The sequence below is a fragment of the Rathayibacter sp. AY1E8 genome (genome assembly GCF_002931415.1).
Lineage (GTDB): Bacteria > Actinomycetota > Actinomycetes > Actinomycetales > Microbacteriaceae > Rathayibacter.
Genome location: NZ_PSVI01000048.1, coordinates 1 through 22,194, shown reverse-complemented (window position 1 = coordinate 22,194; position 22,194 = coordinate 1). Strand labels below are relative to the sequence as shown.

Below are 22,194 nucleotides of genomic sequence, written 5' to 3'. Positions count from 1 at the left end.
GCGACGGATCGCGGGAGGGGAGCCGAGGTCAGTCGGCGAGGATGAGGTACAGCGCGCGACGGGTCTCGTCGAGCTTGGCGGAGGCGGCGGCGCGCTGCGCCTCGGTCGCTCCGCGGAACTGCTGCACGACGCCCATCAGCTTGCCGACGTTCTCCATGAAGGCGCGATCGGCGTCGCTCGCGCCGGGGGTGGCCTCCCAGGCCGCGTCGAGCTCGTCGGCGTGCTCGCGCACGTAGGTGCCGCCCGCGTCCGTGAGCTGGTACTCGGTGCCGCGGCCCTCGCCGACGGCCGTGATGAGGCCCTCGTCGACGAGCTGCTGGAGGGTGGGGTAGACGGAGCCGGGGCTGGGACGCCACGATCCGTTCGTCTTCTCGGCGATGGCCTTGATCAGGCCGTAGCCGTTCGAGGACTTCTCGGAGAGGAGGGAGAGGAGGGCCGCGCGGACGTCACCGCGTCGGGCGCGTCCTCCGCCGCGGCCGAAGGGGCCGCCGAAGCCGGGGCCGAAGCCCGGGCCGAAGCCGAAGCCGGGCCCGAAGCCGCGGCCGTGACCGCCGGGTCCGCGGCGCTGTCCGCGGCCGGGGTGCTCGTGGCGGGAGGAGTGGTCGCCGTCGCAGGAGTCGCGGCGGTCGTCGGAGAAGAAGGTCCTGGAGTTCATGGGTGTGCTGCTCTCTGTCGTGAGGGGATCCCTTTCGATCGGATCCGGTCGCCCGTCGGGAACGGCTGCTTCCGATCTGTCGGCGATGCAGTAACGATATATCGGCGACGGATCGGATGTCAACACCTGAACTGCCCGTAGCCTGGGAGCTCCCCGTCGATCGAGAGGTCCCGCATGCCGCTTCCCGACTCCGAGCTCGAGGCGTACCTCGACTCCTCCCTCCTCGCCGGGGACGTCCTCACCGGCCGCGCGAGCAACCTCGGCAACCTCCGCGGCCTCGCCGCCCGCGAGCCCGCGCACCTCTACGGGGTGGACGTGGCGGAGGACTGGACGTTCGAGAGACTGCTCGCGCTGATGGGGGAGCGCGTGGGGATCAGCACCGACCCCTCCTTCGAGAGCGGGCAGGACCGGATCGACGCCCGCCTGACGGTCGCGGGGCTCGCCCGCTACCGCGAGCGGTTCGCCGCCGCTGTCCGCGAGGGGGCGCTCCTCCTGTTCGCCACCGCGCACCCCGCGACCCTGATGGACGTCTACCGCCGCCTCGCTGCTGCCGCGACGGAACGGGGCGCTCGCGTGATCGACGTGAATGCGCTCCCGTTCGCCGCCCCCGACGGGATCCGCGTGCCTCTCGCGGACGAGCACCAGGCCCTGTGGTGCACCGGCGGGGTCACCTGCGTCTACCGCGGGGGAGGGCTGCAGCACACGCACTCGCCGGAGCCGATGGACGCGCTGCTCGACCGCCTCGACGAGCTCGGCATCCGCCCCGACCTGGTCGTCGCCGACCACGGCTTCGCGGGCGCGGCCGGCCGGCGGGGGCTGCCGGTCATCGCGATCGCCGACTGCAACGACCCGGCGGTGTTCGTCGCCGAGGCGCAGGGCTCGATCGAGGTGGTCGTCCCGATCGACGACGGGCTGGCCGTCCATCTCTACGAGCCGGTGATCGACTTCGTCCTCCGCGCCCTCTCGGAGCCCGCGCGCACCTGACGGCTCGTAGAATCGCCTTCGGCTCGTCGCGATCCCGGATCCGACGGGCCGACCGTTCTCCCGAGTCCCCGCGCTCGCCCACCACTGCAGACGGAGCATCCGTGACCCAGCCCCACGACGGCCTCCTCCCGCGCTTCGCCGTCGGCGTCGACATCGGGGGGACGTCGATCAAGGCGTCCCTCGTCGACGTCACCACCGGCGAGCGGGCGGCTCGGCGCTTCGCGGTCGCGAACCCGCTGGGCAAGGAGCCCGAGGACTTCGCCGAGGCGATCGCCGGCATCGTCCGGGACGTCTCGCCGATCGCGGGCACGCCCGTGGGCGTCGGCTTCCCCGGGATCGTCCGCGGCGGCGTCGTCCGCCAGACCACCCACGTCTCGCAGCGCTGGGTCGGGCTCGACGCGCAGGCCCTCCTCTCGGAGGCGACCGGGGTCGACGTCGTCGTCGTCAACGACGCGGACGCGGCAGGAGTCGCCGAGCGCGAGTTCGGGGCCATGCGCGGACGCGAGGGCCTCCTCCTGCTGACCACCCTCGGCACCGGCATCGGGACGGCGCTCGTCCACGAGGGCGTGGTGATCCCCAACTCCGAGCTCGGTCACCTGCACATCGACGGTCCCGACTTCGAGCCGAAGGTCGGCTTCTCCGCCGTCCGCCGCGAGGGCATCACCCTCGAGGAGTGGGCGGGTCGCCTCAGCGTCTACTACCGGCACCTCGAGATGCTGCTCTCGCCGCAGCTGTTCGTGATCGGCGGCGCGGCGGCGCACGTCTTCGACGAGTTCGCCCGCTTCCTCGACATCGGCACCGAGATCGTCCCCGCCCGCTTCGGCAACGACGCCGGATTCACGGGCGCCGCGATGGTCGCCGTCTCGCCCGACCGCCTCGCGCCCTGGTACCGCTCCACCCGCGGCGCCCGCCTCGACCCCGGGGCCCCCGCCATCGCCGACTGACCCCCTCCCTGCATCGAGGGAATGCCGACCCGTCGTGGCATTCCGAAGGCGCTGGGTCCCCCGACGGTCCGGAGTTCCCTCAGCGGGCCGACAGGCCGCGGTAGACGGCGTCCAGTCGGGCGGCGGCGGCCGGCCAGGAGTGGGCGGCCGCCCAGTCGACGCCGCCGCGGCCGAGTCGCGCCAGCTCGCCGGGCGAGCCCAGCAGGGTCAGGATCGCCTCGGCCCACGCCGCAGGGGAGTCGGAGTCGAGCAGCACGCCGCTCCCGCCGTCGCGCACCGCGTCCACCAGGCCGGTCGTCCTGCGCGCGAGTACCGGAGTGCCGCTGCCGGCCGCCTCGAGCGCGATGAGCCCGAAGGTCTCGGCCGCCGAGGGCACGAGCGCCAGCTGCGCGCTCCGGAGCCGCTCCGCCACCCGGTCGCGGTCGGCGGCCCCCTCGATCAGCACGCGGTCTCCCAGCGGAGCCGCCGCGGCGCGCACCGCGTCGAGGTACGACTCCCGGCCCGGTGCCGCCCCGCCCACCAGCCGCAGCACCGGCCGCTCCGCCGGCGCGATTCTCGCGAGCGCCTCGACCGCCAGCAGCTGGCCCTTGAGCGGCTGCACCCGGCCGACCAGGACGACTCCGGAGCGCTCGCCGCCGCCCGGGCGGAACCGCGCGTCGACTCCGGGCGGCACCACGACGACCCGGTCCGGATCCGCGCCGTACCCGCTGACGACGTCCTCCCGCTCCGAGGCGCCCGCCACCACGATCGCATCGGCGGAGGCGAGCACGGAGCGCTCCGCGTCGATCCGCTGCTGCGGCTCCGCGACGTCGCCCGGGGCGAGCCGGGCGTTCTTCGCGAGCGAGCCCGAGTGCATCGAGTGCACGTGCGGCCTGCCGGTGAGCGCCCCCGCGAGGCCCGACACCCAGTAGTGCGAGTGCACGACGTCGGCCCCCTCCGCGGCGCGCGCGAACTCCGGCGCCGCGGCCGCCAGCGCGTACTTGTCGCCCGCCGGCACCGGCACGCCGACCACCCGCACACCCGGCGCGAGCATCCGGACGCCCTCGCCGCGGGTCAGCACCTCGATCTCCCAGCCGAGCGCCGCCAGCTCCGGGAGCACCGCCGCGAGATACACGTTCATCCCGCCCGCGTCGCCCGTCGACGGCTGCTCGAGCGGGGAGGTGTGCGCCGAGACGACGGCCAGACGGGGCATCCCTCCATCGTAGGGACGGCCGTGCGTCCTCCACGGATCCCGGCCCGCGGCTCGCAGCGCCTCCGGAATCGGGTTGAATAGACGGATGCGCTCGTTCGAGCGCGGAGAGCGTGAGGTCCATGGCCCGCCAGAGTCCCCCCGGTGAGGTGCTGCCGTCGGCCGCACCCGGGCCGGTGACCGCCGGCCACGAGCCCTTCTCCGAGCAGGACATCCGCGCCCTCGTCGGAACAGCCGCCGTCGAGAAGGGCACCGCGTACGCGGACGAGGGCCGCGTGCGCGAGCTGCAGTGGTTCGGCGGCCGCACCCGCCTCTTCGGCCAGGTCCGCGGATCCGGGCGCTCGCCGTACGCCGTGAGCGTGCAGCTCCGCGACGAGGGCGAGCACTGGACCCTCCTCGGCGGCGCCTGCAGCTGCCCGGTCAAGCACGAGTGCAAGCACGTCGCCGCCGTCCTGATCGAGGCCCTGCGCCGCGAGCGCGAGGGCGGAGTGGCCGGTCCCTTCCCGGGCGAGGCCGCTGTCGACGCCGTCCCGGAGTGGCGCAGCGCGCTCGCCCCACTCCTCGCCGGCGCGGAGCGCTCGCACACCGGCATCCCGCTCGGCCTGCAGTTCGAGCTGCTGCCCGGCGAGCCCGTGCGTCGCCCGCCCGGCCGCTACAACTCCTACCGGCCGCCGCCCGAGCCGCGCCCGCGCCTGGGCGTGCGCCCGGTGCGGATGGGCGACCGCGATCGTTGGGTCCGCACCGGCACCAGCTGGCGCGACCTCGGCTACCTGCACTACAGCCACGACTACGACGAGCGCCAGATCGACGTGATCCGCGAGATGCAGGGCCTGCTCTCCGGGCACAGCGCCTCCAGCTACTACTCGCCCGACACCTGGCTCTACCTCGACCAGTGCCGGAGCGAGGCGATCTGGGCGGCACTGCACGGCGCCGTCCGCGCGGGCATCGGCCTGGTGATGGGCGACCGCGACCAGACGCCGCTGAAGATCCTCGACACGACGGCCACCGCCTCCATCGACGTCACGCGCACCGCCGCCGGCCTCGAGCTGCGCTCGCTCGTCGCGATCGGCGACCACCCGGCGCCCGAGGAGTTCGGCTTCATCGGCGACCCGGCCGTCGGCCTCTACACGTGGGAGGGCGGCGACGAGATGCGCGCCCGCCCGGTCACGCTCATCCCGTTCGCCGCGCCGCTGCTGTCCTCCGCGCGCACGTTCCTCTGGAGCCGCGAGGCCATCCGCATCCCGGTGGCCGAGGAGTCGGCGTTCCTCACCGAGCACTACCAGCGGCTGCACCGGCTGTTCGACATCGTCTCCCGCGACGGCTCCTTCGAGGCGCCCGCGGTGCCCGAGCCGCGCCTCGGCCTCACCCTCGAGCACACCGACGGCGCGGGCCTGCGCGGCTCGTGGTGGTGGCGCTACGGAGTGGAGGGAGCGCGCGGCGGCGTGGACGCCGAGCGGCTCCCGCTGCGGGTCGGCGAGGACGCGGGCTACCGCGACCCCGAGGCCGAGCAGCGGATCCTCGACTCCCTCGTGGGAGCGGGTCTCGACCCGGAGTCGACGCCTGCCCTGGTGTCCCCGTCGAGCAGGCGCCTGCGCCCCACCTTCGACCTGCGCGGCATGCAGACCGTCGGCTTCCTCACCGGCGAGGTCGAGCGGCTCCGCGAGCTCGGCACCGTCGAGATCGAGGAGATCGGCGAGCGCGTCGAGTACCGCGAGGCGCAGACCGCGCCCGTGGTCGCCGTGCAGACCGTCGCCCAGCCCGACAGCCGCGACTGGTTCAACCTCGAGATCTCCGTCACCGTCAACGACGAGGCGGTCCCGCTGGCCGAGATCTTCCTCGCGCTCGCCCGCGGCGACGAGTACATGGTGCTGCCCAGCGGCGTCTACTTCGCCCTCGACGACGAGCGGTTCGGCCGCCTCCGCGAGCTGATCGCCGAGGCCCGCGAGCTCTCGGACGACCCCGGCGAGACCCTGCGGATCAGCCGGTTCCAGTCCTCCCTCTGGGACGAGCTGGTCGAGCTGGGCGTCGTGGAGGCCCAGGCCGCCGCGTGGCGCCGCTCCGTGGAGGGGCTCTCCGGCTTCACCGCGACCGGTGCGCTGGAGTCGCGGGTCCTGCCCGAGGGCTTCGCCGTGGAGCTGCGGCCCTACCAGCAGCTCGGCTACGACTGGCTCTCGTTCCTCTACGACAACCAGCTCGGCGGCGTGCTCGCCGACGACATGGGCCTGGGCAAGACCGTGCAGTCCCTCGCCCTGGTCACCCGGGTGATGCAGGAGCAGCGCGCCGCGGCCGCGGAGGCGGGCACCTCGCCGCGCCCGTTCCTCGTCGTCGCTCCCACCAGCGTGGTGCCCAACTGGGTCGGCGAGGCCAAGCGCTTCGCCCCGGACCTCCGCGTCGTCGGGATCGACGAGACGTCGAAGAAGAAGCGGAAGGCGCTCTCGAGCGTCATCGGCGAGGCCGAGCTGGTCGTCACCTCCTACGCCCTGTTCCGGCTCGACTACGAGTCGTACTCGGGCATCCAGTGGTCGGGGCTCCTCCTCGACGAGGCGCAGTTCGTCAAGAACCGCCAGTCGGCGACGCACCAGCTCGCGCGCCGGCTCGACGTGCCCTTCAAGCTGGCCATCACGGGAACGCCGATGGAGAACAACGTGATGGAGCTCTGGTCGCTGCTGTCGATCGTTGCTCCGGGCCTGTTCCCCTCGCCCGCCGGGTTCGTCGAGTTCTACCAGAAGCCGATCGAGCGCGAGGCCGACAGCGAGAAGCTCTCGCAGCTGCGGCGGCGCATCCGCCCGCTGATGCTGCGGCGCACCAAGGAGCTCGTCGCCAAGGAGCTGCCGCCCAAGCAGGAGCAGACCCTCGAGGTCGAGCTCGGCCCGAAGCAGCGGAAGGTCTACGACACCTACCTGGCGCGGGAGCGGCAGCGCGTGCTGGGCCTGATCGGCGACTTCGAGAAGAACCGCTTCGCGATCTTCCGCGCGCTGACCGTGCTGCGCCAGGTCGCGCTCGACGCGGCACTGGTCGACGAGGCGCACGAGAGCGTGCCCTCGACCAAGCTCGACCTGCTCGACGAGCTGCTGGGCGACGCCCTCGGCGAGGGGCACCGCGTGCTGGTGTTCAGCCAGTTCACGCGGTTCCTCGGCCGGGTCCGCGGCCGGCTGGACGCGGCGGGCATCGAGTACGCCTACCTCGACGGAGCGACGAAGAAGCGCGACGAGGTCATCGAGCGGTTCCGCTCGGGCGCGGCGGGCGTGTTCCTGATCTCGCTCAAGGCCGGCGGCTTCGGGCTCAACCTCACCGAGGCCGACTACTGCATCCTGCTCGACCCGTGGTGGAACCCCGCCACCGAGTCGCAGGCGGTCGACCGCGCGCACCGCATCGGCCAGACCCGCTCGGTCATGGTCTACCGCCTGGTCGCGAAGGACACGATCGAGGAGAAGGTGATGGCCCTCAAGGAGGCGAAGGCCGCGCTCTTCGCCGCGGTCATGTCGGACGACGGCGCGGCGGCCACCGGCGGGATCACCGCCGAGGACGTGCGCGAGCTGCTGGGCTGAGCGCCGCCGCTACTCGCGCACCTGCTCCAGCAGGGTCGTGACGGCGGCGCGGGTGTCGGCGGCGAGCCGTCCGAGGCGGTGCGCGGCACGGATCGACACCTGCCGGTACGGGTGCACGAGCCGCCGGGCCGCCGTGCAGGGCAGCGCGAACGCCGCGACGACGCCCGCGTCGATCCCGTCGAGTCCGCCGTCGTCCCGGCCGAAGACGAGCTCCCGACCCTCGCGGGCGAGAGCCTCCGGCAGGTCGGCCTCGCCGATCGGGAGGCGCAGCACGGCGAGCAGGCCGGCCGCCTGCACCCGGCGCGGCAGCGGGCGTCCGAGGCGTCCCGCCGCGTGCACCGTGAAGAAGTCGGCCTGCCGCTCGAGGATGCCCGTGACCGTCTCGGCGAGGCGCTCCATCTCGGGGTGCAGCGAGAGCCGGGCGAGCCGGCGGTAGCCGTGCACCGCGACCCGGGCGTCCACCGCGAGGGCCAGCGCGACGGGGCCGGCGAGGGAGGCCGCGGCGCGGTCGAGGAGCGGGCGCGACCTCACCGTCGGCTCCGGCGGGCGGATGTCGATGCCGCGGATCTGCGGCGAGGCCGCGAGCACGTCGCCCAGGGCGTCGGCGATCCGGTGCCGCTCGGCGGCCCAGACGGACGCGAACGCGCGGACCTGCTCGTCGGGGTGGGCGCGCGCGAGGGGGAGCACCCGGGCCACGGTGGCGTGCTCGATCGCCCGCAGGTACGCGGTGGCGACGATGGCCTCGCGGTCCAGCGGCACCTCCTCGAACTCGCGCACCGAGAAGTGCTCGCGCAGGGCGCCGTGCGCGCTGCGGTGGTGGTCCTCGAGGTCGAACGGTTCCGCGATGCCCACGTCGTGCTCCTCCGCTAGTCCGGTCCCTCCATCCTGGGCCCCCGGTGCGAGAGGCGGAAGAGCACGCGCCCATCCCTGGGACACTGGGAGCCGGTCATCAGGCGGCCGGGGGAGCGGGGCGGGATGAGCGGGGCCCGGACCTCGGCGATCGGCGCCGTCCTCCTCGCCGCCGTCTGCTTCGGCACGACGGGGACCGCCCAGGCCCTCGGAGCGGCGGGCGTGGATCCGCTCCTCCTCGGGGCGGCGCGCATCGTCCTCGGCGGCGCCCTGCTGGCCGCTCTCCTCGGCGTGGAGGCTCTGCGCCGGCGGAGCCGCTCCCGCCCGACCCGCGCCGTCGTGCTGCTCGTCGTGCTCGGAGCGGTCGGCGTCGCCGCGTACCAGCCCGCCTTCTTCACCGGCACCGCGCAGAACGGAGTCGCGGTCGGCACGATCGTCGCCCTCGGCTCCGCTCCCGCCTTCACCGGCCTGCTGGAGTGGCTCGTCCTGCGGACGACCCCGAGCCCGCGCTGGTTCGCCTCGACCGCGCTCGCCGCGGTCGGCGTGGTGCTCCTCAGCGGCGGCGGATCCGGCGGCGTGACGCTCCCCGGCCTCGCCGCCTCGGCCGGCGCCGGCGCCTCCTACGCGCTCTACGCCGTCTGCGGCAAGCTGCTGCTCGAGCGCGGGCTCAGCCCCGTCGCCGCCATGGGAGCCCAGTTCGGAGCCGCGGCGCTGCTGGCGCTCCCGTTCCTGCTGCTGGGCGATCCGTCGCGGCTCTCCGGCTCGATCCCGGCCGTGCTCTGGCTCGGAGTGGTGACGGTCGCCGTGGCCTACACCTTCTTCGCGCGCGGCCTGCGAGCGCTGCCCGCGGCGACCGTCTCGACGCTCACCCTCCTCGAGCCGGCGACCGCGACCCTCCTCGGCGTGGCGGTGCTGGGGGAGCGGCTGACCGCGGGAGCCGTCCTGGGCGTCGCGGTGCTGGTGGCGGCGGTGCTGCTGCTGGCGGTGCGGGGGCGCCGCCGTTCCGGTGCGCGGAGAGAGGCGCCGGCGCGCTCCGCGGAGTAGCGTCGACTCCCACCGACCCGACGACGAGGCGGAGCGCATGACCAACCCGTGGCTGGCCCGCCCTGGCAGCGGTCGGCGGCGCGCGCTGGTCGAGGAGTCGTGGGAGCGCGCACGGCGGCGGCGCCTCGATCCGGACCGGCTGACGGCACCGCTCTCGTTCTCGGGCGACGACCTCCGCGAGTACCGCACCGGGCATCCGCTCGCCTCGGTCCTCCCGGTGATCCGCCGCCTGCTGGTGCGTGACGCCGACGAGGACAGCGGCGTGCTCGTCGCGGTGGGCGACGCGCTCGGGCGGCTGCTCTGGATCGACGGGGACCAGCACCTCAAGAGCCTCGCCGAGGGGATGTCGTTCGTCGAGGGCGCCGCGTGGGCCGAGCCCGACGTCGGGACGTCCGCGCCGGGGACGGCCCTCGTGCTCGATCACGGCGTGCAGATCCACGGCGCCGAGCACTTCGCCTCGCTCGTGCACCCGTGGAGCTGCACCGCCGTCCCCGTGCACGACCCCGAGACGCACGAGATCCTCGGAGTGATCGACATCACCGGCGGCGCCGACGTCGTCGCCCCGCAGACCCTCCCGCTGATGGAGGCGACCGCCGCCGCCGTCGAGAGCGAGCTGATGGTGCAGCGGCTCCTCCGCCCGCGGCGGCCCGCTGCACGGAGCACAGCGGCGGCCCGGGCGCCGAGCCTGCGGGTCCTCGGGCGCGAGACGGGCCTGGTGACGGCCGCCGGAGCGACGCTCGAGCTGAGCACCCGGCACGCCGAGATCCTGACCCTGCTCGCCTGGCACCGGGCCGGGCTCTCGGCCGAGCAGCTCGCCCTCCTGCTCCACGGCCGGGACGACGCGGTGGTCACCGTCCGCGCCGAGATGGTGCGGCTGCGCCGCGCGCTCGAGCCGACCCTCCCGCGCCTGGTGCCCCTCTCGCGCCCCTACCGCCTGGCGAGCCCGGTCGACCTCGACGCCCGCCAGGTGCTCGGCCTGCTCGACCGCGGCTCCCACCGCCTCGCCCTGGACGCCTACCGGGGCGCGCCGCTGCCCTCGTCCGAGGCGCCGGGAATCCGGGCGATCGCCGGCGAGCTGCGCCTGCGGGTGCGGGCGAGCGTCCTCGCCGATGCGGCGCCCGCGACCCTCCTCGCCTGGGCGGAGGGCCCCGACGGCCGCGACGACGCGGAGGTGTGGCGGGAGCTCCTGCGCGTCCTCCCGCCCCGCTCGCCCCGGCGTGCCGGTGTCGCCGCGCACCTCGAGACGATCGAGGCGGAGCAGCGCTGAGCCCTCCCGTCCGCTCCCGGGACTCCCGCCGGAGCGTCCAGCCGCGGAGCCGTCTCGCTAGCCTCGACGCATGAGCACCCTCGCACCACCTCCCCGGGCCCTCGCGAGCGGAGTCGCGGGGGGTCTGCTCCTGATGGCGGTCTTCACGATGTGGTGGGCGAGCGACACCACGGTCGGCTGGCCTGCACCGGCGGCGACGACCGCCGTGACCCTCTGCGCGCTCGCGGCCGTGGTCTTCGCCGTGCAGGCCGTCCGCCTCCTCGTCGCCCGGCGGAGGATGGCGGTGGAGCTCACCGACGCCGACCACGCGGCGAAGCCGAACGGTCTGCTGTTCGGGGCGGTCTTCGCCGCGGAGGGCGTGCTGATCGGTGTCGCGGTGGGCGTCCTCACCGGCACCGGGCTCGAGCGGTTCCTCGTGCCGGCCATCGCCGTGATCGTGGGCCTGCACTTCTACCCGATGGCGAGGATCTTCGGCCGGACCCTCGACCTCTGGCTCGCCACCTGGACGACGCTGGTCGGAGCGATCGGAGTCGTCGTGGTCCTCGTCGACGGCTCCGCCTGGCCGCAGGTGTGGTCCTGGGTCGGCGCGGGGGCCGCAGCGGCCACGGTGACCTACGGCGTCTACATGAGCCGGATCGCCCAGCGCCTGCTCGCGAGCGTCTGAGGTCCGGGCCGCGGGGCCCTCCTCCTCGGGCGGCCGCGTCTCCGCCCGGCCGGTCCGGTCTCCGTCCTCGCCGCTCCCGCCGGTGCGTCGACCCGTGCAACGTCGTGCAACCCCCCGCGACGTAGCGTCAGGACCGGGCGCCCACCCCGCGCCCACGACAACGACGTCGATGGAGGTCCACATGACGCTGTACGCCGACCAGGTCGCCGAGCAGGCACCGCAGGAGCCCGGTTCCACGGTCTACGCGAATCCAGGCACGGAGGGATCCGTCGCCTCCTTCCGCTCGCGCTACGACCACTACATCGGAGGCGAGTACGTCGCCCCCGCGAGCGGCCAGTACTTCGAGAACATCACCCCGATCACCGGGAAGCCCTTCTGCGAGATCGCCCGCGGCACCGCCGCCGACGTCGACCGCGCCGTCGAGGCGGGCTGGAAGGCGTTCGCGAGCTGGGGGAAGACCAGCCCCGCCGAGCGCTCGAACATGCTCCTGAAGATCGCCGACCGCATGGAGGCGAACCTCGAGCTGCTCGCCGTCGCCGAGACGTGGGAGAACGGCAAGCCCGTGCGCGAGACCCTCGCCGCCGACATCCCCCTCGCCATCGACCACTTCCGCTACTTCGCCGGAGCGATCCGCGCGCAGGAGGGAGGCGTCTCCGAGATCGACCACGACACGATTGCGTACCACTTCCACGAGCCGCTGGGCGTGGTCGGGCAGATCATCCCCTGGAACTTCCCGATCCTGATGGCCGTGTGGAAGCTCGCGCCGGCGCTCGCCGCGGGCAACTGCGTGGTGCTGAAGCCGGCCGAGCAGACGCCGGCGTCCATCCACGTGCTGCTCGACCTGATCGGCGACCTCATCCCCGCCGGCGTGCTCAACGTCGTCAACGGATTCGGGTTCGAAGCGGGCGCCCCGCTCGCCTCCCACCCGCGCATCCGCAAGATCGCCTTCACCGGCGAGACGACCACCGGCCGCCTGATCATGCAGTACGCCAGCGAGAACCTCATCCCGGTGACGCTGGAGCTGGGCGGCAAGAGCCCCAACGTGTTCTTCGCCGACGTCGCCGCGGAACGCGACTCCTTCTACGACAAGGCGCTCGAGGGCTTCTCGTTCTTCGCCCTCAACCAGGGCGAGGTCTGCACCTGCCCGTCGCGGGCGCTCGTGCAGCGCTCGATCTACGACGACTTCGTCGGAGACGGCCTCGAGCGGGTCAAGCGGATCAAACAGGGCAACCCGCTCGACACCGCCACGATGATCGGCGCCCAGGCCTCGAACGACCAGCTCGAGAAGATCCTCTCCTACATGGACATCGGCAAGCAGGAGGGAGCGAAGCTGCTCATCGGCGGCGACCGCGCCGACCTCGGCGGCGAGCTCAGCGGCGGCTACTACGTCAACCCGACCGTGTTCGAGGGCCGCAACTCGATGCGCATCTTCCAGGAGGAGATCTTCGGCCCCGTCCTCGCCCTCACCTCCTTCGACGACTTCGACGACGCGATCGGCATCGCCAACGACACCCTCTACGGCCTCGGCGCCGGCGTGTGGAGCCGCAACGGCGCCCAGCTCTACCGCGCCGGCCGGGCCATCGAAGCAGGCCGCGTCTGGTCGAACACCTACCACCAGTACCCCGCGCACGCGGCGTTCGGCGGCTACAAGCAGTCGGGCATCGGACGCGAGAACCACAAGGTGATGCTCGACCACTACCAGCAGACGAAGAACCTCCTCGTCTCCTACGCGGAAGGACCGATGGGCTTCTTCTGAGCTGATGTGCACGCGCTCCTCGTTCCTCGTCGCCCGTGCCGCGGTCGGCTCGCCGATGTGGCCGGGTGGGGAGGAGCGGGGAGCGTCCGCACCGAGACGGATCCGCTGGCACGCGGATCCGCCGTTCGGTGCTCGGCCCTGCGGGCGAGGCACCTGACGGCGCGCGGGAGAACGGTGCTCGGCCCTGCGGGAGAGGCACCTGACGGCGCGTGGGAGGACGGTGCTCGGCCCTGCGGGCGAGGCACCTGGCGGCGCGTGGAAGAACGGTGCTCGGCCCTGCGGGCGAGGCACCTGACGACGCGCGGGAGAACGGTGCTCGGCCCTTCGGGTGAGGCATCGGACGAGGGGGCGCCCCCTCATGTTGATCGAGTAGTCCGCGCAGCGGCGTATCGAGATGCCGCCCGGAGGAGCGTCCGCCGTCAGCGGTCGGGCGCATATAGACATTCCGCACCACGAGCGAAGGAGCACCACCCATGACCTCCACGAGGGTCGACGTCACTGCGGAGGCGGCCGGCATGCTCCGCCAGATGACGGCGCTGCACGGGCCGCTCATGTTCCACCAGTCGGGCGGATGCTGCGACGGCAGCTCCCCGATGTGCTTCCCCGCCGGGATGTTCCGCACCGGCGCCTCGGACGTGCTCGTCGAATCGCTCCGGCTCGACGGCCTGGACCCGATCGACTTCTGGATGTCCCGCTCCCAGTTCGAGTACTGGAAGCACACCCACCTCACCGTCGACCTCGTCGACGGACGGGGCAGCGGATTCAGCGTCGAAGCCCCCGAGGGCAAGCGCTTCATGATCCGAAGCCGACTGCTCACCGACGACGAGCTCGTCGAGTTCGGGCTCCTCCCCGCCGGAGCCGTCGGGCCCTGAGCCGGCTTCCCTGATTCGTTCCCCCTGACCCGTTCCCGTCGCAGATCCTCGCCGACCGGCGACGTCCCTGACCTGCGGTGTCAGCCGCCCGGAGCGGGAGCGGGCGGCGCCTTCCCCGTGCTCAGCTGCACGCCCACCACCGAGCCCTTGTCCACGCGGGTGCCCGCGGCCGGACCTGTGCCGGCCACGGTGTTCATCGGCTGCGTCGAGTCGACCTGCGACGTCGCTCCGGGAGTGAGCCCTGCGGCGGTCAGCGCCTGCGCGGCGGAGTCGCTGGTCCGGCCCGACAGGTCCGGCACGGTGACCTGCGGCGCCGCGACGAGCGACTGGTCGGCCTGCGGGAAGTCGGAGCCGCCGTAGCGGGAGTCGATCGCCGTCATCAACGGCTTCCAGATCCGGTGACGTGCCGAGGGCGCCCAGCCGCTGTCGAAGTCGATCGAGTCGAGGTTCACCCTCGACCCGTCCGCGCGTGCCGAGATGCTGCCGACCCAGACCGCGAGGGAGGTCTCGGTCGAGGCCCCGATGGCCCAGGTGTCGGCGGAGTTGTCGGTGGTGCCCGTCTTGGTGATGTGCTGGATGCCGTTCTTCGGATCGTCCTCGACACCCGTGCCCTCGGCGGTCACCTTGAGCATCGTGTACTGCATCGCCGACGCGACCCTCGACGACACCGCCCGGCTGCAGGTCGTCTCCACCGGCTCGATCTCGCGGCCGTCCGCTCCGACGATCGCCGTGATCGCGACGGGGGTGCAGGTCGTGCCGTTCGCGGCGATGCCGGAATAGGCGGTCGCCATGGTGAGCGGTGCGATCTCGTTGGTGCCGAGGACCGCTCCCGGCGACTGCACGAGCGCGGTCCCGTCCGCGCGGTGCACTCCGAAGGCCTCGGCCTGCTTGCGGATCTCGCACTGGTCGAGCAGGTGCGACATCCCGGTGAAGCCCGTGTTCAGCGAGTAGATCGTCGAGTACAGCGCCGTCTGGGTGTCGGTGTAGCCGCCGTCGCCGGCGTTCTTGGGGTTGTAGGAGTCGTAGTCCCAGGTGCCCTCGCAGCTGTCGGCGAAGCCGGTCCAGTTCTTCTGCTTCGAGTCGAACTGCTCGAGCAGGGTGTGCCCGCGGTCGAGCCACTCGGCGAGCGTGAACACCTTGTAGGCGGAGCCGGTCTGGAAGCCGTTGCCGCCGCCCGCGGACGCGTCGACGTTGAGGTTGATCGCCGAGAACTCCGGCCCGCTCGCGATCACGTCCGGGTCCTGGCTGTAGCGCTTGTTCTGCACCATCGTGAGGATGCGCCCGGTGCCGTTCTGGACGGCGACCGCCGTCGCCCCGACGTCGAAGCGCGGATCGGAGGAGGGGACCTGCTCGTCCATCAGCTCCTGCGCGGTCCTCTGCAGATCGAGATCGATCGTCGTGTAGACCTTGATCCCGCCCTGCTTGATCGCCGCGTAGCGCTCGTCGTCGGTCGCTCCGAGCGCCGGGTCGTCTCGGAGGACGTGGGTCACGTAGTCGCAGAAGTAGGCCGCGCTGCCGGCCGTCTGGCAGCCGGTGGACGGCGGGGTGAGGTCGGGGGTGATCGCCTCGGCGGCCGCGGCGTCGTGCGCGGCCTGGTCGATGCTCCCCGTCTCGAGCATCCGGTCGAGGATGTAGTCGCGCCGCTCCCGGGTCTGCGCGTAGCCGTTCGCCTCGCCGTTGGCCGTGTCGTCCGGACGGTCGAAGCGGAACTTCTCGGGGTTGTTCACGATGGCCAGGAGCGAGGCGGACTGCGCGAGGGAGAGGTCGGCCGCCGGGATGCCGTAGTAGTACTCCGCCGCGGCCTCGATGCCGTAGACGGTGCCTCCGAACAGCGCGATGTTGAGGTAGCCGAGGAGGATGTCGTCCTTCGAGGACACCTTCTCGAGCCCGATCGCGAGCCGCATCTCCTTGAGCTTGCGCTCGGCCGTGGTCGCCGTCGCCTCCGCGTACGCGCGGTCGCGGTCCGCCTCGTCCGGGATCGACTCGGCCTTCTGCACCAGCACGTTCTTCACGTACTGCTGCGTGATCGACGAGCCGCCCTGGGTGTCGCCGTCGAGGAGGTAGGTGCTGGCGATGGCGCGGAGGGTGCCCTGCAGGTCGATCCCGCCGTGGTCGTAGAAGCGCGGGTCCTCGCTCGCGACGAGCGCGTCCTTCACGGAGTCGGCGATCCGGTCGGCCGGCACCTCGATCCGGTTCTGGTCGTAGAAGGAGGCCAGCAGCGTCGGATCGTCCGGGTCGCCCGCGTAGACGTCGCTCTTCTGCATCAGGCGCCCGACCTCGAGGTAGCTCGGGAGGGACTGGAACGCCGAGATGGTGCCGGAGGTCGCCGCGCCGGTGAGCGCGGCGGCGGGGGCGACCACGAGCGAGGCGAGCAGACCCGCCAGGACGCTGACGATCACGAATCCGAACAGCGCGCCGAGAGCCCCGTGGACGGTCCGACGGGGCTGGAAGACGGGGACGTTCGGTCGCTTCAGGATGGATCCTCTCGCTGCACCAGCACCCTAGGCGAGGCCTGCGACATCCCCGACGAGGCGCGCCACGGCCGCGCCGGACGCCCGTCCGCCCGGAGTCGGCACGACGGCGCCCGCGCAGGCCCGTCGCCACGACAGCAGAAGGGGCCGGCCCCCGGAGGGATCGGCCCCTTCACGGGACGGGCGACGCCTCTACTCGATCAGGTCGCCGTTCAGGTCCGAGATGTCGTTCGGATTGGCCGGAGCCTTGCCCGTGCTCACCTGGAGGGGGATCACCCCGCCGGCGACCGCCGTCTCCTCCGCGCTCGGCGTCGTCGACACGACGGAGCCCTCCGGGATCGTCGCGGAGTCGACCGACTCGTGCATCCCGACGACGAAACCGGCGGCGGTGAGGATCGCCGTGGCGCTCTCGACCGTCTCGCCCGTGACGTCGGGGACCTCGGAGTTCGCCGCCGATCGCGGCGAGTACGCGAGCATCGAGGCAGGCGGTGCCGTGAAGTCGTCGCCGCCGTACTTCTCGTCGAGCGCCGTCATGATCGGCTTCCAGATGGCGTGCCGGGCGTTGGAGGCGCGGATGGTCCCCTTCTCGCCCGTCAGGCTGATGAAGCGCAGGTTCTGCTTGGTGTTGTCGGCGAAGCCGTTGATGCTGCCGACCCAGACCGCCAGGGAGGCGGCCTTGCTGGCGCCCGCCGTCCACACGTCGGCGGCCTCGTCGGTGGTGCCCGTCTTGCCGATGTGCTCGATCCCGTCGAAGGGGTTCGAGGCGTAGGCCGTTCCGGAGGTCATCACCCGCTGCATCGCGTACTGCATCCCTCGGGCGACCTCGGGCGACACGGAGGGCGTGCACGCCGATGCCGGGGCGGCGACGGCGTTGCCCTCGCTGTCGGTGATCCGGTCGATGACGATCGCCGAGCAGGTCGTGCCGTCGTTCGCGATCCCCGCGTAGGCGTTGGCCACCGTCAAGGGCGCGATCTCGTTCGTCCCGAGGACCGAGGCCGGCCCGTTGGCGAGCTCGCGGCCGTCGGCGCGGTGCATCCCGAACGACTCGGCGGTGGTGCGGATGTCGCAGAGGTCGAGCTGCTGCGCCATTCCCATGAAGCCGGTGTTGATCGAGTTCGTGGTCGCGCCGAGCGCGCTCATCGAGCTCGCGTCCTCCGACGGGTCGTCGTTGCGAGGCGAGAACTTGCCGTAGTAGCCGCCGTCGCCCTCGACGTTGCACTTCTGGGGGTAGGAGCTGAAGCCGGAGGTGGGGGAGGCGAACGACTCGTTGACGGTGTGCCCCGCCTTCAGCCACTGCGCCAGCGTGAACACCTTGTAGGTCGATCCGGTCTGCACGCCGGAGCCGCCGCCCATGCTGAGGTCGACGTTGAGGTTGATCGCGCTGTAGCCGGGGTTCGCGGCGAGGAACTGCTCGTCCTGGCTGTACTGCGTGTTCTGCACCATGGAGAGCACGCGGCCCGTCTTCGCCTCGACGGAGGCGGCCGTCGCGCCGACCTGGAAGCGCGGGTCGACGGAGGGGATGTAGGCGTTGAGCGCCGCCTGCGAGACCTGCTGGATGTCGAGGTCGAGGGTCGTCACGACGTCGAAGCCGCCCTGGCGGATGCGCTGGTAGCGCTCGTCGTCGGTCGCCCCGAAGACGGAGTCGTTGCGGAGGACGTTCAGCACGTAGTCGCAGAAGTACGCGGCGTTGCCGGCGGTGGTGCAGCCGGTCGAGGGCTCCGTGATGTTCGGGGTGATCGGCTCGGCGACGGCCGCGTCGTGCGCGGCCTGGTCGATCCGGCCGTGCTTGAGCTCCTCCGACAGGATGTAGTCGCGGCGCTCCTTGGTGGCGGCGTAGCCGTTGGCGGCGCCGTTCGCCTCGTCGCCCGGGTTGTCGAAGCGGAACTTCGCCGGGTTGTTCACGATCGCCAGCAGCGCGGCCGCCTGCGAGGTCGAGAGCTGGCTCGCGGGGATGCCGTAGTAGTAGTTCGCCGCGGCCTCGATGCCGTAGACGGTGCCCCCGAAGAGGGCGATGTTGAGGTAGCCGAGCAGGATGTCGTCCTTCGACGCCTCCTTCTCGAGTCCGATCGCGAGGCGCATCTCCTTGAGCTTGCGCTCGGGGGTCGGGTCCGTCGCCTCCTGGTAGGCCTTGTCGCGCGCGGCCTCGTCGGTGATCGACTCCGCCTTCTGCACCAGGACGTTCTTGACGTACTGCTGCGTGATCGACGACCCGCCCTGCAGGTCGTCGCCCGTCAGCGTGACGGCGATGGCCCGGAGCGTGCCCTGGAGGTCGATGCCGCCGTGCTCGTAGAAGCGCGGGTCCTCGCCGGCGACGGCCGCGTCCTTCGCGGACTGCGCGACGTCGTCCCAGCCGACCTCGACGCGGTTCTGGTCGTAGACGGAGGCGAGGAGGGTCGTCCCGTCGCTCGCGTAGACGTTGGTGCGCTGCATCAGCTGGCCCACGTCGAGGTAGCCCGGCAGGTTCTGGAACATGCCGATCGTGTTGCTCGTCGCCAGGCCCGTCAGCGCGAGGGCCGGCGTGACGCCGACGGTGATCAGGACGCCCGCCACGGCGCTCATCCCGATGAACCCCATGACCGCCCGCAGCGACATCCCGAGCGGCCGGACGGAGCGGCGGGATGCAGTGGGAAGTGCCATGGAGCGGTCGTCCTTTCGACGCGGCGCCGGGCCGCGGAGATGTGAGGGAGGGTGGCGAGAAGCCTCGCGAGCAGTCGCGCGATCCCCCGGGTTCATGGTACGTGACGGGTGCGCCCGCGGGGCGTCCTCCTCCCGGTGGAGATGAGGAGCTGGCGGGTGATGCGCAGGAGCGGGCGCGTCCGGAGTGCTGACCTCGGGTCGATGCATCCGTATCGTGGGGGGAGCGCCGCTCCGAGGGGCGCTGCAGCACCCGTTCCACCCACCGCTCCGGGGCCCCGGGCGGCCGGCCCCGGCAGAAAGCGCACACCATGGCACGCATCCACGACGACGTGACCCAGCTCGTCGGCAGGACCCCTCTCGTCCGCATCAACCGGCTGGAGGGCGCCGACCAGGCGACGGTCCTCGCCAAGCTCGAGTTCTACAACCCTGCGAACAGCGTGAAGGACCGCATCGGCGTCGCCATCATCGACGCGGCCGAGGCCTCCGGCGAGCTGCACCCCGGCGGGACGATCGTCGAGGGCACGAGCGGCAACACCGGCATCGCGCTCGCGATGGTGGGTGCCGCCCGCGGCTACAAGGTCGTCCTCACGATGCCCGAGACGATGTCCGTCGAGCGCCGGGTCCTCCTCCGCGCCTACGGAGCCGAGATCGTGCTCACCCCCGGCAGCGAGGGCATGCGCGGCGCGGTCGAGCGCGCCCGCGCGATCGTCGACGAGACCCCCGGCGCGATCCTCGCCCGCCAGTTCGAGAACGCCGCCAACCCCGAGGTGCACCGCCGCACCACCGCGGAGGAGGTCTGGGAGGACACCGACGGCGAGGTCGACGTCTTCGTGGCCGGCATCGGAACCGGCGGCACCATCACCGGAGTCGGCCAGGTGCTCAAGGAGCGCAAGCCCGGCGTGCAGGTCATCGGAGTGGAGCCGATCGACTCCCCGCTCCTCACCCAGGGCACCGCCGGGCCGCACAAGATCCAGGGCATCGGCGCCAACTTCGTCCCCGCGATCCTCGACCGCGAGGTCTACGACGAGATCATCGACGTGACGCTCGACGACTCCGTGCGGGTGGCCCGCGAGATGGCCGCGCAGGAGGGGATCCTCGGCGGCATCTCCTCCGGCTCGATCATGTGGGCCGCGCTCGAGGTCGCGAAGCGCCCCGAGAACGCGGGGAAGACCATCGTCGCCATCGTCTGCGACTTCGGCGAGCGGTACATCTCGACCGTCCTGTACGAGGACCTCCGCAGCTGAGCCCCTCGAGACGAGCCGGGACGCCCCGCTCCGGACGCGACGGTCGGCCGGAGCGCCGCGTCCCGTCCGGACCGGAGCGTCCCGGGCTCCTCGCCCTGCTCCGCGAGGACGTCCGCACCGCCCGGGAGCGCGACCCCGCCGCCCGGAGCGCGGTGGAGGTCGTCCTCTCCTACCCGGGAGTGCACGCGGTCTGGGTGCACCGCGTCGCGCACGCCTGGTGGCGGCGCGGCCTCCGCCTGCCCGCCCGGCTGCTCAGCCAGGCGGCGCGCGCGGCGACCGGGGTGGAGATCCACCCCGGTGCGACCATCGGCCGACGCCTGTTCATCGACCACGGCATGGGCGTCGTCATCGGCGAGACCGCGCGGATCGGCGACGACTGCATGCTCTACCACTCCGTCACGCTGGGCGGGAGGTCGGCCCGGCGCGAGCGTCGGCACCCCACGCTCGGCGACCGGGTGGTCGTCGGCGCCGGCGCGGTCGTCCTGGGCCCGCTCGTGCTCGGATCGGACGTCAGCGTGGGCGCGAACGCCGTCGTGGTGAAGGACGCGCCCGACGGGGCGGTGCTCGTCGGCATCCCGGCCCGCGATCTGCGCGATCAGGGCGGGGAGGAGGACCCGCTCGCCGGGTCCGGCCGCTCCGCCGGCCCGGCGGGACGCGTCTAGCCGGCGACGCTCAGTCGTCGCCCCTCGGCGAGATGTCGCGCGGGGCGCTCTTGATCTGCGCGAAGGCGTCCAGCGCGTGCGCCCGCGTCTCCTTGAGGTCGACGAGGGGCGCCGGGTAGCCGTCCGCGCCTCCGGTCAGCGTGTCCTCGAGCGTCCACGGCTCGTGCACGGCCGCGCCCTCGACTCCGCCCAGCTCCGGCACGTTGTGGCGGATGTACTCGCCGGCCGGGTCGAACTTCCTCGATTGCGTGACCGGGTTGAACACCCGGAAGAACGGCGACGCATCGGCTCCCGAGCCCGCGACCCACTGCCAGTTCGCGGCGTTGCTCGCCGGGTCCGCGTCGACCAGGGTGTCCCAGAACCACTCCTCGCCCACCCGCCAGTCGACCAGCAGGTTCTTGATCAGGAACGACGCGGTCACCATCCGGACCCGGTTGTGCATGTAGCCGGTGCTCCAGAGCTCGCGCATACCGGCGTCCACCAGGGGGTAGCCGGTGCGCCCCTGGTGCCAGGCGTCGATCGCCTCCTGGCCGGGGCGTCCCCACGGGAAGGAGTCGAACCGGGTGTCGAAGTTCGCGGTCGCCAGATCCGGCCAGTGGAACAGCAGGTGGTAGCAGAACTCGCGCCAGAGCACCTCGGAGAGGAACCGGTCGCTGCCGTCGCCGCGGTGCAGGCCCTTCGCGTGCGCCTCCTCCAGGGCGTGCCACACCTGGAAGGGGCTGATCTCGCCCCACCTCAGGTGCGGGGAGAGGTTCGAGGTGGCGTCCTCCGCCGGCCGGTCGCGGCCGTCGGCGTAGTCGTCGAGCTGCTCCGCGAGGAACGCGCGCAGCCGGTCGGCCGCCGCCCTCTCGCCGGGGACCCAGCGCTCGCGCAGCCCTCCCGCCCAGTCGGGACGCGTGGGGAGCAGCTCCCAGTCGTCGAGGGAGTCGGAGGCGATGTCTCCCGTGACGCCGTCGAGCGAGCGGGGGCGGGGGAGCGGCGCGCGCGGCGTCGGCTTGGCGCGGCAGGCGCGGGCGAAGGGCGTGTAGACGGAGTAGGGGCCGCCGGCGCCGGTCTGCACGGTCCACGGCTCGAACATCAGCGAGCCCTGGTGGCTCTCGGCCTCGAGGCCGCCGTTGCGGAGCGATTCCTTCACCGCCGCGTCGACGGTGCGCTCGGCCCTCCCGTAGCGGCGGTTCCAGTGCACGGCTCCGGCGCCGATCTCCTCGGCGAGCTGGAGGACGACGGCCTCGGCCGGCCCGCGGCGCAGGATCAGCGGGGCGCCGTGCTCGCGCAGGTCGGCGGCGAGGGCTGCGAGGCTGCCGTGCAGCCACCAGCGGGAGGCGCCCCCGAGCGGACGGATGCCCGCCGACTCCTCGTCGAGCACGTAGCAGACCGCGACGGGGCCGCCACGGTCGATCGCGGCGCG

General features: G+C 72.8%; 16 protein-coding genes. 10 read left to right on the top strand and 6 right to left on the bottom strand.

All coding sequences use genetic code 11. The features are described from left to right. Positions 1 to 28: 28 nt before the first annotated feature. Positions 29 to 655, bottom strand: coding sequence for a PadR family transcriptional regulator (locus tag C5C74_RS13250; RefSeq protein WP_104224185.1), 627 nt, complete (start codon positions 653 to 655; stop codon positions 29 to 31). A gap of 174 nt (positions 656 to 829) precedes the next feature. On the opposite strand from C5C74_RS13250, the gene C5C74_RS13245 reads away from it, so the two are divergent. Both C5C74_RS13245 and C5C74_RS13240 read left to right on the top strand, forming a co-directional pair. Beyond that, the gene (locus tag C5C74_RS13245) at positions 830 to 1,639 is read left to right on the top strand and encodes a phosphatase (RefSeq protein ID WP_104351694.1); all 810 of its coding nucleotides are present in this window, start codon (positions 830 to 832) and stop codon (positions 1,637 to 1,639) included. Positions 1,640 to 1,740: 101 nt separating this feature from the next. Continuing rightward, the gene (locus C5C74_RS13240) at positions 1,741 to 2,583 is read left to right on the top strand and encodes an ROK family protein (RefSeq protein WP_258061252.1); all 843 of its coding nucleotides are present in this window, start codon (positions 1,741 to 1,743) and stop codon (positions 2,581 to 2,583) included. A gap of 79 nt (positions 2,584 to 2,662) precedes the next feature. On the opposite strand, the gene C5C74_RS13235 is transcribed toward C5C74_RS13240, so the two are convergent. Next, a complete protein-coding gene (locus C5C74_RS13235) occupies positions 2,663 to 3,775 on the bottom strand; it encodes a glycosyltransferase (protein WP_104262389.1) in 1,113 nt (370 codons plus the stop codon). Between the two features lie 119 nt (positions 3,776 to 3,894). Between C5C74_RS13235 and C5C74_RS13230 the strand changes: the two genes are divergently transcribed. Then, complete coding sequence (locus C5C74_RS13230; protein WP_104224188.1) at positions 3,895 to 7,320, top strand: DEAD/DEAH box helicase; 3,426 nt, start codon at positions 3,895 to 3,897, stop codon at positions 7,318 to 7,320. A 9-nt stretch (positions 7,321 to 7,329) separates the two neighbouring features. On the opposite strand, the gene C5C74_RS13225 is transcribed toward C5C74_RS13230, so the two are convergent. Beyond that, positions 7,330 to 8,172, bottom strand: coding sequence for a hypothetical protein (locus tag C5C74_RS13225; RefSeq protein ID WP_104351693.1), 843 nt, complete (start codon positions 8,170 to 8,172; stop codon positions 7,330 to 7,332). 123 nt (positions 8,173 to 8,295) lie between these two features. Here C5C74_RS13225 and C5C74_RS13220 point away from each other — a divergent pair, with 123 nt between their 5' ends. The 5 genes from C5C74_RS13220 to C5C74_RS13200 all read left to right on the top strand — a co-directional run bounded on the left by C5C74_RS13220 (position 8,296) and on the right by C5C74_RS13200 (position 13,772). After that, the gene (locus tag C5C74_RS13220) at positions 8,296 to 9,213 is read left to right on the top strand and encodes an EamA family transporter (RefSeq protein ID WP_104351692.1); all 918 of its coding nucleotides are present in this window, start codon (positions 8,296 to 8,298) and stop codon (positions 9,211 to 9,213) included. A gap of 37 nt (positions 9,214 to 9,250) precedes the next feature. Beyond that, the gene (locus C5C74_RS13215; RefSeq protein WP_104224191.1) at positions 9,251 to 10,480 is read left to right on the top strand and encodes a GAF domain-containing protein; all 1,230 of its coding nucleotides are present in this window, start codon (positions 9,251 to 9,253) and stop codon (positions 10,478 to 10,480) included. Between the two features lie 70 nt (positions 10,481 to 10,550). Continuing rightward, positions 10,551 to 11,144, top strand: a complete 594-nt coding sequence (locus tag C5C74_RS13210) for a hypothetical protein (protein ID WP_146083079.1) — start codon at positions 10,551 to 10,553, stop codon at positions 11,142 to 11,144. Positions 11,145 to 11,325: 181 nt separating this feature from the next. Then, positions 11,326 to 12,900: an aldehyde dehydrogenase family protein gene (locus tag C5C74_RS13205; RefSeq protein WP_104233506.1), complete on the top strand. Its 1,575-nt coding sequence runs from the start codon at positions 11,326 to 11,328 to the stop codon at positions 12,898 to 12,900. A 473-nt stretch (positions 12,901 to 13,373) separates the two neighbouring features. Then, positions 13,374 to 13,772, top strand: coding sequence for a DUF779 domain-containing protein (locus tag C5C74_RS13200; protein ID WP_104351691.1), 399 nt, complete (start codon positions 13,374 to 13,376; stop codon positions 13,770 to 13,772). Between the two features lie 80 nt (positions 13,773 to 13,852). Here C5C74_RS13200 and C5C74_RS13195 read toward each other — a convergent pair whose 3' ends face one another. Further along, complete coding sequence (locus C5C74_RS13195; RefSeq protein ID WP_104351690.1) at positions 13,853 to 16,171, bottom strand: transglycosylase domain-containing protein; 2,319 nt, start codon at positions 16,169 to 16,171, stop codon at positions 13,853 to 13,855. Between the two features lie 264 nt (positions 16,172 to 16,435). Further along, the gene (locus C5C74_RS13190; RefSeq protein WP_159939720.1) at positions 16,436 to 18,880 is read right to left on the bottom strand and encodes a penicillin-binding protein; all 2,445 of its coding nucleotides are present in this window, start codon (positions 18,878 to 18,880) and stop codon (positions 16,436 to 16,438) included. 308 nt (positions 18,881 to 19,188) lie between these two features. On the opposite strand from C5C74_RS13190, the gene cysK reads away from it, so the two are divergent. Both cysK and epsC read left to right on the top strand, forming a co-directional pair. Further along, entirely contained in the window at positions 19,189 to 20,124 is a 936-nt protein-coding gene (gene cysK / locus C5C74_RS13185) for a cysteine synthase A (protein WP_104225927.1), read from the top strand. Between the two features lie 95 nt (positions 20,125 to 20,219). Next, positions 20,220 to 20,786: a serine O-acetyltransferase EpsC gene (gene epsC, locus C5C74_RS13180; RefSeq protein WP_104351696.1), complete on the top strand. Its 567-nt coding sequence runs from the start codon at positions 20,220 to 20,222 to the stop codon at positions 20,784 to 20,786. A 10-nt stretch (positions 20,787 to 20,796) separates the two neighbouring features. Here epsC and C5C74_RS13175 read toward each other — a convergent pair. Continuing rightward, on the bottom strand, positions 20,797 to 22,194 hold a 1,398-nt coding region (locus C5C74_RS13175), incomplete at its 5' end, for a deoxyribodipyrimidine photo-lyase (RefSeq protein WP_104351689.1).

Bases quoted from the DNA above. Each gene is read 5' to 3' on its own strand.
- C5C74_RS13250 (WP_104224185.1), bottom strand. From the start codon at position 655: ATGAACTCCAGGACCTTCTTCTCCGACGACCGCCGCGACTCCTGCGAC.
- C5C74_RS13245 (WP_104351694.1), top strand. From the start codon at position 830: ATGCCGCTTCCCGACTCCGAGCTCGAGGCGTACCTCGACTCCTCCCTC.
- C5C74_RS13235 (WP_104262389.1), bottom strand. From the start codon at position 3,775: ATGCCCCGTCTGGCCGTCGTCTCGGCGCACACCTCCCCGCTCGAGCAG.
- C5C74_RS13230 (WP_104224188.1), top strand. From the start codon at position 3,895: ATGGCCCGCCAGAGTCCCCCCGGTGAGGTGCTGCCGTCGGCCGCACCC.
- C5C74_RS13220 (WP_104351692.1), top strand. From the start codon at position 8,296: ATGAGCGGGGCCCGGACCTCGGCGATCGGCGCCGTCCTCCTCGCCGCC.
- C5C74_RS13215 (WP_104224191.1), top strand. From the start codon at position 9,251: ATGACCAACCCGTGGCTGGCCCGCCCTGGCAGCGGTCGGCGGCGCGCG.
- C5C74_RS13210 (WP_146083079.1), top strand. From the start codon at position 10,551: ATGAGCACCCTCGCACCACCTCCCCGGGCCCTCGCGAGCGGAGTCGCG.
- C5C74_RS13205 (WP_104233506.1), top strand. From the start codon at position 11,326: ATGACGCTGTACGCCGACCAGGTCGCCGAGCAGGCACCGCAGGAGCCC.
- C5C74_RS13200 (WP_104351691.1), top strand. From the start codon at position 13,374: ATGACCTCCACGAGGGTCGACGTCACTGCGGAGGCGGCCGGCATGCTC.
- C5C74_RS13190 (WP_159939720.1), bottom strand. From the start codon at position 18,880: ATGGCACTTCCCACTGCATCCCGCCGCTCCGTCCGGCCGCTCGGGATG.
- cysK (WP_104225927.1), top strand. From the start codon at position 19,189: ATGGCACGCATCCACGACGACGTGACCCAGCTCGTCGGCAGGACCCCT.